Source organism: uncultured Eudoraea sp., assembly GCF_947258925.1.
Classification (GTDB): domain Bacteria; phylum Bacteroidota; class Bacteroidia; order Flavobacteriales; family Flavobacteriaceae; genus Eudoraea.
In genome coordinates this window covers 1-11,843 of sequence record NZ_CAMYKG010000052.1, presented here as the reverse complement: position 1 = coordinate 11,843, position 11,843 = coordinate 1, and the positions used below count along the sequence as shown (strand labels likewise).

Here is an 11,843-nt window from a genome sequence, read left to right as displayed (position 1 = left end):
TTTTCAGAGCTTTTTGGTTTACGGTATCCTTTTGCGATTTTTCTGTAAGAGCCAATTTTGCTTCAATTTTCGCGGCCAGAGGTATAATATCTGATATTTTCGGAATGAAGACAACAGGTTTTTTTTCCTGACTTTCTAACCCATCTGATTTGCTAGTTTCCTGTCCGTAGCCCTGTTGTAAGAAACCTGTGCCTGCTAATACAAGAATGAAGGCGGTTACCACTTTTTTAAACCCCACAAAAAGAGATGAATTTTCAAAGATCCGGCCCTTAGACGTCATAATTGATGTATTTAAGTAAAAGCTAAATTACGAATTTAAATGACTGGATATTTCGTTCTGAAAGTTTTCTAATTAATATTTAAGGTAAAATGTCTCAATTGCGTTTATTGTATATTGGACCCATTGAATTGTTTTTGGCAAATAACATCGGTAACAAGAGCAGGTGTAGAATATATTCATGCTGTAAGCCGGAATAAAGCCAGTAAATCTGACGATAAAGGTCGTTTACAAGCATTGTTTTATTATGGTTTCTAAGGAGAGAAATAAATTCTTTGACGTATAAAATCACCATTTGTAATTAATTTAATTGTATAGTTTTCTAAAATCATTTAGGAACATTAACTTCGGGAAAAAATTGATCAATTGATTTTAAAAAGAAGTAAATATTTCGCCTCTCTTACGACTAAACCTTCAGACAACTACCTGTTTTTTGCTATACTCCCATTCATCATATTGACTGCCTGTAACGGGATAGAGAAAGAGACTTATGTTAAAGTAGCGGAATCTTATCACGAAGCTTCTTTTGTAGGATCAGCATCGTGTATAGAATGTCACAAACAGGAATACGACTTATGGCAGAACTCGCACCACGACGAAGCAATGAAAATTGCGGATTCTACTACTATTCTGGCCGACTTTAATAATACAACCTTTACGCATAAAGGGGTTAAAAATTCCTTTTTTATAAAAGAAGGGGATTATTATGTAAATACGCAAGGTAAGGACGGTAAGTATGCCGATTATAAAATTGTATATACATTTGGCTATACCCCATTACAACAATATATTGTGCAATTTCCAAATGGAAAATACAATTGTTTACTTACTGCCTGGGACACTGTAGAAGAAAAATGGTTTCACCTGCAGCCGGATTATGATTTAGATGCAGACGAATGGATTAACTGGTCCGGTGGGAGTCAACGCTGGAATACCATGTGTGCAGATTGTCATTCTACCAATCTTCAGAAAAATTATGACGAGCCAACAGATTTATTCAATACAACGTTCAGTGAAATAAATGTCGCCTGTGAAGCCTGTCATGGTCCTTCAAGTGCCCATGTGTCATACTTTAAGGAGCAGGAGGAGAATGAATCTAATGGCATACTCCCGCCGGAAATGTATATGGGCAGTTCCGCCTCGCCAAAGGAACTTGTGGACAAATGTGCCAGGTGTCATTCCAGGAGAGGTAACCTAACACCTTATTTTGATTATACGGGAGATTTCATGGATCATTATTATCCGAGGATGTTAGAAGAACCTTTATATGAACTGGATGGGCAGATACGCGATGAAGTGTATGTATATACTTCATTTATTCAAAGTAAAATGTACGAAGAGGGAGTATCTTGTAAGGATTGTCATGATGTACATTCCCTTAAACTGAAGAAGGAGGGTAACGACCTTTGTATAACTTGTCATGTTCCTGATAAATACAATACCCCGGAGCATCATTACCATGCAATGAATACAGAAGCGGCTTTATGCATTAATTGCCATATGGACGGTAAATTGTATATGGTGAATGACTACAGAAGGGATCATAGTTTTAGAATTCCCAGACCAGATCAATCTCTTAAATATGGGACGCCAAATGCCTGTAATAAGTGTCATACCGATAAATCGGTTAATTGGGCGAGCGACTTTATAGTTGATAAATACGGCCCGGAGAGAGCTGACCATTTTTCTGATCATTTATTAAAAGGCTACACAGACGATCATCAGGAATTCAAAAAGGTTTTTTCTAACAAAAAATACCCGGAAATAGCGCGGGCAACTGCGATAGGCCTCTACGCCAATTCGCCAATATCATACAAAGAAATGATGGATCTAACGCGCTATTTAAATGATTCCTCCGTTTTTGTCAGAAATCAGACCATTCGTGCTTTAGAAAACATTGGTAGTGCTGATTTTGCGCCTCAGGTTACGCCTTTATTAAAGGATTCAGTACGCGCCGTTCGTATTTCTGCTGCGCACTTTTTTAATTTTGTTGATAAAAGTAGTGTGGAGTTCTCCGAAGAATTTAAAAAAGCTAATGAAGAATATTTAACGGAGTTAAAAGTGAATTCTGATTTACCGGCAGGACTGCATCAATTAGGTGTATATCAACAAAACCTGGGGGATTCTGATAAGGCCATTGAGTATTTTGAAAAAGCGGTTGCCGAGGATAGTTACAATAACCGGTCGCGTATGAACCTGGCATTGATCTATTTTCAAAAAGGCAGGGTGGAAGAAAGTGAAGCTACCTACCTGAAAGTTATTGAACAGGAACCTGATTATAGCTACTCTTATTACATGCTGGGTTTGTTATACAACGAAACCAATCAAAGGGACAAAGCTCTGGACTATTTGGCCGCGGCCTGTAGCAGAGAACCGGCTAATCCGAACGCGTATTACAATTATGCCCTTATGCTTCAACAAAACAATAAGAACAAAGAAGCTGATGATGTAATAGAAACCGCTTTAAAAACGTTTCCTTATGATGAAAGAATACTTTATATAAAACTGCTTAACGAAATTAATTCTAATCAGCTAATCCGTGCTAAAAGCACCTGTGGTAAGTTACTTCAAATCAATCCAAATAACCCTGATTATATTCAGATAATGCAACGATTACAGCAGGGGTCATAATTAAATTTAACAGATGCTGACTGAAATTATTCTTCAAACCACCCTGAAATGATCAAGGCAGGTGTCTTTTTTTAATTCTTAACTATTCCTATTTTAATGCAGGTTACCTGCAATGTTCAATTTTATCTCCATAATAGCATAGTCCGGAACAAAATAAGCCATTAGTTATCTGTTGTTCCTGTCCGCTCCTTATTACCTTTATGTATGAAAGGCATAAGTAGTATTATTCAGGTCATTTTTAGTATATTTATTAAACAGACAACTTACTTCCTCATGCGATACAGAATAAGCCTCACTTTACTTTTTTTGGCTATTCCGTTGACTTTTATCTTCGGTCAGAAATTTCGTTATGTCCTTTATGAGGGTGAAAATGTGCCTTTCCAAAAAGTGAACCAAACCATTGAGGATTCCAGGGGTTTTATGTGGATCGCATCAGATCAGGGCCTTTACCGTTTTGATGGCACTGCCTTTGAAGATTTTAACACCAGTTTAAAAAGTCGTTACATCAAAGCTATGGTGACAATATCAGATGGTTCTATTCTGTTTACGAATGACACCGGGGTTTATAGCATAAGCTATTCTGGAAATACCGTTGAAATAAACCCCTGGCAGGAAGCAGATGATACTGAAAACAATGCTGGTTATCCCGGAAATCTTTTTAATGATAGTCAGGATAGATTATGGGTAGGGCAGTTAGATGGCTCGGTTCTTTTATATACCAATGGGTCCGGCAAACCAACGAAATACCCACTAACAAATGGGGTTAAAACGACTCAGATTTTTTTTGGAGAGGATAAATTCCAAACAGTCTGGATCTTACTGCCTGGTCAGGGGCTCTTCTATTTTAAGGAGGCATCAGACAAATTTGTTGAATTTGGAAATTTCAAAAGTGCAGAACACTTTTTGATACAGGAAGATCGTTGCTATTTGGCCGGTAAAGGCTTGTTAGAGATTCGGTTTGGTTCAAAGCACAACTTAAGGAGCACTGCTACCCTGGCCGGCAAGGATACGGAATTCCATTATATTACAAAGGATAATGAAGGATTGTTATTTCTATCTTCAGAAAACAGGCTGTTTACACTTTTACCGGGAACCAGGGCTAAGCCACGTCAGGTTTTTGGTTCCAATGATCCACATCGGGTAGAAAACCTTCCGCTTACAAATATTAACCATATCTATTTTTCTTCGGATCAGCTGAGCATGGGGGGTAAGATTTGGGTAAGCACTTCAGATGGTCTTGGACTTCTTTATTCCAGTTTTTTTAAAGGGGTGACAGGGATGGCGTTGGATAATGTGCTGTCTTTGGGGACCACGGGTATGAATGAAGTATTGGTGTCTCAGGGAAATGTGTTTCGCATATCCAATGTAGTGGGTGTTGACAGATTTGAAGAAATGAGTAACCTTAATCGTGTTACCGGTATAGCAAGCCATAAGCGGAATACCTGGTACGCTACCAGAGAGGGCAAAATTGATCAGTACAGGGGTAGGGAGTTCGTTAGAACATTTGATATTTCTGATAGAGGAGGTGGTGTTTTTTATATGTTTGCTGATCATCTAGGAGAGGTTTGGCTGTGTCAGGCTCCTTCTGACAAGCCTATTGTTGGCATCGCAAAAATAGGCCGTGATGGTGAGTTCAGGGAATATGGGGAGTTAGAGGGATTAAATTCTCGTATCCTGGTGCTGGACGAAGGCGGAAAAAATGAATTGTATGCTGCTGGTATTGGCAGTGAAAATTACCTCTATAAGTATAACCGATCCACAGACCGTTTTGAGAACCGAAGTGTTCAGCTGCCATTTAAAGTGAGTAGTAATTTCGAAGTACACGATCTTGCTGTAGATAACAGAGGAATGGTTTGGATGGGTACAACTGATGGCCTTTTAAAATTTGACACAGAACGTGTTGAAAGAGTTGAACTTGGCGATTATACCGAAATTGAAATTAGATCTGTTGTTGCCATGCCTAATGGTTCTATATGGTTGGCCACCGATACCAGTGGGATGATTCACCTTGACACAGATGGAGATTACGTCAATTTTGATGAGAGTAGTGGCACCCCTTCCAAAATAGCATCTTACCGGGCTATGGCTTTGGATAAAGCCAACCGATTATGGATAGGAACAGCAGAAGGTGCCGTTTATTCTGCCCTGGAACAACCTGGCCCACTGAGTACAAAAACCCCAATATTGAAAAAAGTAATGGCCAATGCCCGGGATTATGACGCTCGTGGCAAGTATCATTTTTCCAGAAATGATATTTTAGATTTTTATTTTACTTCTGTTGCCTATCCCGGCCAAGATAATAAATACAAATACAAAATCTATTTGCGTAATCTTCCTGAGGACGAAATTGAAGATATCCCCTGGACCAACGCTACCCAGGATTCAAAGGTTCGCATCAGCCCGGATGATTCGGGTCAGTTTGGTCTTATGGTTCAGGCTCAGAAACCAGGTGGATATGCCTGGAGCGCTCCAACTATCCTGGAGTTTAATATTAAGAAAGTTTGGTATGCCACTTGGTGGGGGATCCTTTTGATAGTGGGTGTGGGACTGTTCGTTTTCTTAATGAGTATCCGATATTTTAGTAAAATCAGGACCCGGCAATTGGAATCGCTCTTGTTCAGAAAAGAGAAGGAATTAAGTGTTAAGGAAGAACTATTGAGTTCACAAACTGTCGCCATAAAACAAAAGGAGGAGGCCATTAAAAGTGCCGGAGTTACTAATTATCTGTTGTACAGGCTTCTCCGCCAGATACCGCGAAGGGCTAAATGGGCCAGGGTTATTCCCTTACTTTCAAAATTGGTAGAATTACCCACGGGTATGGATGCCTTTGAACTAGGATTTAAAAGTGGCACAGTTATCAAATATTTAGGGTATAAAAGAGGGGTAAAAGGAATACAGGAAAGGGAGGTTGAATTTAATATCAAGGAAAATTTAACAAGCTTTACAATAGCACAAATGAAATCATTGCTTATCCAGGATCATGACCGGGAATCTGATCAGTATATCAATTTAAAGGATAATCGTTCATACCAGTCGAGGTTGTATGTGCCTTTTGAGCAAAGTAAAGGAGCAGTCGCAATTTTATGTGTGTATGGAAAAGAAAAAAATATGTTTTCTAGTCAGGATAAGATCAGCCTTCAAATTTTAGCTACTTTTCTATCCGCTAATGTTACAGATGAATTGAAATAATGAAGATGTTGAATTGCTTTTTTAGGGGAATCATTTTTTTTCTGCTGTCACTGTTGATGATGGGTTCCTCGTTCGCTATGAATAAATCGGATACACTGTTGGTTGGCGTACATATTGACCCCCCTTTTCTTATAAAAAATTCAGAAGGGTCTTATGAAGGACTTTCTATGGATTTGTGGAATTATATTGCCGGGGAATTGGATAGACCCTATAAGTTTATTGAGTTTAGCGACGAAATTGGCATCATTCGGGCTCTTGATTATGAGGAATTAGACCTTTCTATAAATCCCTTAATCAATACTCCACAACGAACGAGAAAGTTTGAAGTGACCCAACCGTTTTATATTTCACATATAGGGGTGGCTGTTTCTACCTCAAGCCAAAGTCAGTTCCGCATATTTGTTCAGAACTTCTTTTCAATGGCATTTCTAAAGATAATCGCCATATTATTTCTTATTCTACTGACCTTCGGAACCCTTTTATGGCTATTTGAACGAAGACATAATAAATACCAGTTCAGAGGGGGGTTCCTTGGTTTGGTCGATGGTCTTTGGTGGGCTGCAGTTACTATGACAACTGTGGGTTACGGTGATAAAGCTCCTAAAACAAATGCTGGTAAAAGTATTGCCATTATATGGATGTTTACTGCGGTCATTATTATATCCAGTTTTACGGCGACCATAGCTTCTACGCTTACGGTCAACACCCTGGCTGCAAGTATTAAGGGGCTGTCCGACCTTAAAATAGTTGAAAAAATTGGGATTGTTGGTGCCTCTGGCAATGAAGATTTTCTGGCGAGGCACAATATGAGTGCCCACTATACGTATCGAACCCCGGCACAGGCCCTACGAGCACTGGCCAGGAAAGATATCAACGTGTTGGTTCATGATAAAATTGAGGTAGAATACCTGATCAAAGAGAGCCAGTTGGACAACAAGGTACAACTTCTCACAGTTGGCTTCGAGTATCGCTACAGAAGTTTTATGTTGCCTAAAGGTCACCCACTGATGGATGAGCTAAACCTTCGTTTGGTTGACCGTATTCAGCAACCTGCATGGAAGGAAAGTCTAAGAAAATATACGTCTAAGGGGGAATAGTTAATTTGTCTGCATGCATAGTGCCCTAATGAATTAGCGCCATGCTGAATATCTTTTTGAAGATCTGTATGCCAATTTAAAGATGGGCTTTGGATTACATATGACCTTTAGAAAGTAAACTCCATATGGTAATCTATGTCCTCAAAAATATTGTTTAATATATCAGTTTCCCATATGAAAAACTATAATTATCAAGGACAAAACCAAAAAACTGAAAGCCGGGATTGACTTTTTAATGGGATCATTTATTTTGAAATGCATAATTATAGCACCAAGCATCAGTATTGCCATACCCGCGGCAGCAGGGATAGCCAATTTTTCATACCAGATAGACACTACCAGAAGGGTGGCAAATAATACTTTTAGACCACCTACCAGATATAACATTGGTGCGGGCAGGCCATAAGCTTCGAATTCTTCTTTCATGGAAGTAGCGTTACCGCCTCTCCAATCGGTTGATTTTCCAAATCTGAAAAACCAAACGTTAATTATACTCAGAAAAATAAATAACTTGACTGCAATGATAAAATAATAATTTTCCATAATTGTACTGCTTTAATTTCTACCCCGTGTATCTTTGATTTTTATTAGGATTTAAAATTGAAATTCTTAAAGATTGTATATATCTTCAATGTTGTTAACATCACTAATTTTAATTTCCGCTTTTGGCTTTATTTGGTATGGGCTTAACTGCTTATTCAGCAAAAAAATGCACCGGGAATTCCAACGCTTCGGCCTAACCAATTTTCGCAAGCTTACAGGCATTCTTCAACTTCTGGGGGCTACCGGTCTTCTTATAGGTTTCATTTATCCCTTAATGACCGTTATTGCCTCTGCCGGTTTAGCAATTCTCATGCTATTAGGCTTTTTTGTCAGAATTAAAATCAAGGACGGCCTATTGGTATCATTCCCTGCTTTTGCGTTCATGCTTATTAACCTTTATATTTTCTTAAGCTCATACTCAGGTCTTTAATTCGTTGAAATTGGATATTTCCCTATTCAACAAGTGGAAAGATACAAAAAATTCATAGTACAAAGCCATTAGTGAGATCAAATATTGTTTAAACTTTAACATATATAGATAAACAAAATCAGTAATTTTACACTCTTAAATAGTTTAGCATCAAAACCGGTTATCAATGAAAACTTTAGAAAGAGTACGAATAGTTACTGACAAAACAGCAAATAGGAGAAAGAAATCAATTTATGATATTAAAATCAACGGATTAGATGGTAGTCCTATTTCACTTTCTGCCTACAAGGGTAAAAAACTATTATTTGTAAATGTTGCCTCGGAATGTGGATTTACTAAACAATACAAAGACCTGCAAAAATTAAGTGATAGTTATTCAGACAAATTGGTGGTCATCGGTTCACCGTGTAATCAATTTGGCCGGCAGGAGCCCGGTAATGCTTCGGCAATTCAAACCTTTTGTGAAAGGAACTTTGGTGTTACATTTATTTTGACTGAGAAAATTGATGTCAAAGGAAGTAATCAGCATCCTCTTTATTCATGGCTTACTTCTAAAGAACTTAACGGTAAAAAAAGCTCCGGTGTAAAATGGAACTTTCAAAAATACCTGGTTGATGAAAAAGGAAACCTTATCGATTATTATTATTCATTAACCAAACCTATGAGTTCAAAAATTACCAAGCAGCTGTAAATGAGTATTGATTTTATAAGGCTTATTATAGATTTTGGACTTGTTGTCTTAATCTGGACAGTTCAACTTGTTATCTACCCAAGCTTTTTATATTATCAAAGAGAAGACCTTCTTATTTGGCATCGAAAATATACCTCTCAAATTAGCCTGATTGTTATCCCGCTTATGCTTGCCCAACTTGGTTTATCAATAGTTCAGGTTACACTTACCAGCTCATTTTTGGCAATTTCGAGTCTTGTTCTTGTTCTTTTAATTTGGATCTTAACTTTCTGGCAGTTCGTGCCCATTCACAATAGTATTTCCGGAAGTATTGTCGATACCAAAATGCTCAACACTTTGGTTAAGAAGAATTGGATACGAACAGTTTTATGGACTGCCATATTCCTGATGAGTATTTTTTTTCAAAAATAAAACCCGGGCACATTAAAAATGACTGGTTTAAATGAGCATTTTTGTTATTCTTGAAATAATCAATGCGCAATTTAAAGCGCTATGGCACTAACCTGGCGAGAAATATTTCTGCATTTTCTAGATGGTTTTCTCTTTTCTCTTGGGGCATTTTGTCAAACATTGTTACAAGCATACCCAACCTGGGATTCTGCTTGAAAAAGGAGCGGTGTTTATCCATAAATCGCCAAAAAAGCCCATCCCATGATTTTTGCCAATCTCCTTTTTTGTAGTTACTCATTTTCATTAAGTAATTGCTGCCGCTTATATAAGGTTTTGAGGCCATAAGCCCACCATCTGCAAATTGACTCATTCCATAAACATTAGGCACCATTACCCAATCATAACTATCTATAAAGAGTTCCATAAACCAGCGATATACTTCATCGGGGTCAAATTCGCACAAGAGCATAAAGTTTCCCAGGACCATTAAGCGTTCAATATGGTGGCAATAACCTGTCCGCAATACTTTTTTTATGGTTTGATCTACCGGATAAATACCTGTTGTTCCATCATAAAAACATTTAGGGATCTTTTTGTTAAAACCCCAAAAGTTACGGGTACGTTCATCACTACCCCGACTTTCATACATGCCACGTATAAACTCACGCCAACCTATTATCTGACGCAAGAAACCTTCCAGGGAATTGATAGGGATGTTATGCCCTTTTGCGAATTCAATACTGTGTTGAACAATCTCTTTTGGTGTAATCATACCCACATTGAGCATTGGGGTTAATACACTGTGATTTAAAATAGAATGCTCTGCTACTATGGCATCTTCATAGGTGCCAAATTCTAAAAAACGTTGTTCCAAAAACTGTTGAAACCATTTTTGAGAAGCTTCAAAATTTGTAGGGTAAAGAGGGTTTTCTGAGAGTTGACCTATGTTATTGGAAAAATTCGTTGCTACGTAGTCGCAAGCCTCCTTATAAAAGTTATCCACGTCCGGAAAGTGTATGGCCGGAGGTGTTTTTTTTGCAGGATATTTTTTTCTGTTTTCAGTATCGAATGTCCATTTTCCACCTATAGGTTTCCCCTCATTATCGAGAAGAATATGCCTGGTGGTTCTTTGGTCTATATAAAAGGAAGTTTGATGGTACTTCTTTTTATCAGTTCGAAAAAAGGGTTGCAGGTCTTCTTTGTTATTTAAGAATAAAGGAGAATCCAGGACATTCCTGTCAATTGTAATATTGGAGCATTGTTCCTCAATTCGGGTTTGAAGCCAATTGTCAACCGGGTCGATGTAGTTTATACATGTAACACCCTTTGTTGCCAGATATGGAATAAAATTGCGGATATCAGAAATTTCATTTATTGATTCTATGTAGACAACATCAACTTTTTTTGAGGTGAGGAAATCTTCATAATACCGCATTGAAGCTCTGTGAAATGCTAATTTCTGTTTGTGAAAATTGTAATGATTAAAAAATAGATATTCTTCAATTAGGTAGCAGGTAAGTCCATTTTCTATAAGTGGAGAACTTTTAAAAAGTTGATGAGGAAAAATAAGATTAACTGCTTTCATTTATGTTTTATTTCTTTTGCAACGTTCACTACAGTACTTAACATCCTCCCAATTCCTTTTCCATTTTTTGCGCCAGACAAACGAACGCTGGCAGGAAACACATATTTTTTGGGGAAGGTGTTGTTTTTTCATTGACTAAAAATCAGGAGCTTCAGTAACCCTTGCATAGGGATAGCGAGCTATTTTTTTTAATTCATAATAGCTGTTTAAACCTGAAATACCAACACTATTGGTTTGTTCAAGATCAATATCATCATTTACAAATGCTGTTTCGGGAATAATAAGATGTTCTATTTCACCTATCACAAGTATAGTTCCATTAAGTTTAATATTTATGGCTTCTTTAAACTGCATTCCCATTTTAAATTGACTTTCACGTACAAAAGGTGCTTTAAAATCAGCGATATATTCTTCCGATAAACCGCAACGGTCAAACTCCGATATTTTCTTATCAAATTTGGCGGAGGTGTAATGTGCTTTATCAGTAAAACCAGGATGTACATGGTTTATGGTATAACAGCCGTTCTCATTAATATTGCTATATGTATGCCTCGGGATTTCTGCAGTTGGTCTTAAAATAAAACCAAGTAATGCGGGATTGCTGCCAAGATGAACAATAGAACTAAACACCGCAACATTTGTTTCTCCGGTATTGGATACCGTTCCTATGAGGTTAGCCGACTTTATTCCGGTAACGGAATTTATGACTTTTATCCGATTCACCCGATTCATGGCTTTGATATCCTGGCTTGTATAATGCATTTTATTTTCTTTGGTTTACGTGTGTTGCTAATATCCGTTTCTTCTCTGCCTTAACCATAGGATGCTTTTTATGCCCCCATATTTTATCTCTGGCTGTTTTCGCACTAGTTTTTAGGTCTATTATCGGTGCCGGATAGTCTTTGCCAATGGATACCCCACAAAATGTTTGTTCCATGGCGCTCATTGTCCACGGTTCGTGAATAAATGCTTCCGGCACATTAGCCAACTCTGGAACCCATTTTTTAATG

The 11,843-nt window shown here is 37.8% G+C and carries 12 protein-coding genes; 6 read left to right on the top strand and 6 right to left on the bottom strand.

Going from position 1 to position 11,843, the window contains the following annotated elements:
• Positions 1 to 280 (bottom strand): hypothetical protein (locus tag Q0X77_RS14470; RefSeq protein ID WP_297798537.1); only part of this gene is annotated, 280 nt, incomplete at its 3' end.
• Between the two features lie 363 nt (positions 281 to 643).
• Here Q0X77_RS14470 and Q0X77_RS14465 point away from each other — a divergent pair.
• The 3 genes from Q0X77_RS14465 to Q0X77_RS14455 all read left to right on the top strand — a co-directional run bounded on the left by Q0X77_RS14465 (position 644) and on the right by Q0X77_RS14455 (position 7,194).
• Positions 644 to 2,908 carry a tetratricopeptide repeat protein gene (locus Q0X77_RS14465; RefSeq protein WP_297798536.1) on the top strand — a complete coding sequence of 755 codons (2,265 nt, stop codon included), beginning with the start codon at positions 644 to 646 and terminating at the stop codon, positions 2,906 to 2,908.
• A gap of 273 nt (positions 2,909 to 3,181) precedes the next feature.
• The gene (locus Q0X77_RS14460) at positions 3,182 to 6,097 is read left to right on the top strand and encodes a hypothetical protein (RefSeq protein ID WP_297798535.1); all 2,916 of its coding nucleotides are present in this window, start codon (positions 3,182 to 3,184) and stop codon (positions 6,095 to 6,097) included.
• 77 nt (positions 6,098 to 6,174) lie between these two features.
• Positions 6,175 to 7,194, top strand: coding sequence for a transporter substrate-binding domain-containing protein (locus Q0X77_RS14455; protein WP_297798534.1), 1,020 nt, complete (start codon positions 6,175 to 6,177; stop codon positions 7,192 to 7,194).
• Positions 7,195 to 7,356: 162 nt separating this feature from the next.
• On the opposite strand, the gene Q0X77_RS14450 is transcribed toward Q0X77_RS14455, so the two are convergent.
• On the bottom strand, positions 7,357 to 7,737 hold the full coding sequence (locus tag Q0X77_RS14450) for a DoxX family protein (RefSeq protein ID WP_297798533.1): 381 nt from the start codon (positions 7,735 to 7,737) through the stop codon (positions 7,357 to 7,359).
• An 88-nt stretch (positions 7,738 to 7,825) separates the two neighbouring features.
• On the opposite strand from Q0X77_RS14450, the gene Q0X77_RS14445 reads away from it, so the two are divergent.
• The 3 genes from Q0X77_RS14445 (at position 7,826) to Q0X77_RS14435 (ending at position 9,269) form a co-directional block, all read left to right on the top strand.
• On the top strand, positions 7,826 to 8,167 hold the full coding sequence (locus Q0X77_RS14445) for a DoxX family protein (protein WP_366939242.1): 342 nt from the start codon (positions 7,826 to 7,828) through the stop codon (positions 8,165 to 8,167).
• 166 nt (positions 8,168 to 8,333) lie between these two features.
• Positions 8,334 to 8,858 carry a glutathione peroxidase gene (locus Q0X77_RS14440; protein ID WP_297798531.1) on the top strand — a complete coding sequence of 175 codons (525 nt, stop codon included), beginning with the start codon at positions 8,334 to 8,336 and terminating at the stop codon, positions 8,856 to 8,858.
• A complete protein-coding gene (locus Q0X77_RS14435; RefSeq protein ID WP_297798530.1) occupies positions 8,859 to 9,269 on the top strand; it encodes a hypothetical protein in 411 nt (136 codons plus the stop codon).
• A 79-nt stretch (positions 9,270 to 9,348) separates the two neighbouring features.
• On the opposite strand, the gene Q0X77_RS14430 is transcribed toward Q0X77_RS14435, so the two are convergent.
• The 4 genes from Q0X77_RS14430 to Q0X77_RS14415 all read right to left on the bottom strand — a co-directional run.
• On the bottom strand, positions 9,349 to 10,833 hold the full coding sequence (locus tag Q0X77_RS14430; protein WP_297798529.1) for a cryptochrome/photolyase family protein: 1,485 nt from the start codon (positions 10,831 to 10,833) through the stop codon (positions 9,349 to 9,351).
• Positions 10,834 to 10,965 (bottom strand): DUF2256 domain-containing protein, encoded by a 132-nt coding sequence (locus tag Q0X77_RS14425; protein WP_297798528.1) that lies wholly within the window; start codon positions 10,963 to 10,965, stop codon positions 10,834 to 10,836.
• A gap of 3 nt (positions 10,966 to 10,968) precedes the next feature.
• Positions 10,969 to 11,595 carry a flavin reductase gene (locus Q0X77_RS14420; protein ID WP_297798527.1) on the bottom strand — a complete coding sequence of 209 codons (627 nt, stop codon included), beginning with the start codon at positions 11,593 to 11,595 and terminating at the stop codon, positions 10,969 to 10,971.
• Position 11,596: 1 nt separating this feature from the next.
• Positions 11,597 to 11,843, bottom strand: a 247-nt coding sequence (locus Q0X77_RS14415; RefSeq protein ID WP_297798526.1) for an FAD-binding domain-containing protein, incomplete at its 5' end; no start/stop codon positions are given.

What these genes read in the sequence shown, in the direction of transcription:
- Q0X77_RS14450 (WP_297798533.1), bottom strand. Translation starts at nt 7,737, where the DNA reads ATGGAAAATTATTATTTTATCATTGCAGTCAAGTTATTTATTTTTCTG.
- Q0X77_RS14430 (WP_297798529.1), bottom strand. Translation starts at nt 10,833, where the DNA reads ATGAAAGCAGTTAATCTTATTTTTCCTCATCAACTTTTTAAAAGTTCT.
- Q0X77_RS14425 (WP_297798528.1), bottom strand. Translation starts at nt 10,965, where the DNA reads ATGAAAAAACAACACCTTCCCCAAAAAATATGTGTTTCCTGCCAGCGT.
- Q0X77_RS14440 (WP_297798531.1), top strand. Translation starts at nt 8,334, where the DNA reads ATGAAAACTTTAGAAAGAGTACGAATAGTTACTGACAAAACAGCAAAT.
- Q0X77_RS14445 (WP_366939242.1), top strand. Translation starts at nt 7,826, where the DNA reads ATGTTGTTAACATCACTAATTTTAATTTCCGCTTTTGGCTTTATTTGG.
- Q0X77_RS14455 (WP_297798534.1), top strand. Translation starts at nt 6,175, where the DNA reads ATGAATAAATCGGATACACTGTTGGTTGGCGTACATATTGACCCCCCT.
- Q0X77_RS14435 (WP_297798530.1), top strand. Translation starts at nt 8,859, where the DNA reads ATGAGTATTGATTTTATAAGGCTTATTATAGATTTTGGACTTGTTGTC.
- Q0X77_RS14420 (WP_297798527.1), bottom strand. Translation starts at nt 11,595, where the DNA reads ATGCATTATACAAGCCAGGATATCAAAGCCATGAATCGGGTGAATCGG.
- Q0X77_RS14460 (WP_297798535.1), top strand. Translation starts at nt 3,182, where the DNA reads ATGCGATACAGAATAAGCCTCACTTTACTTTTTTTGGCTATTCCGTTG.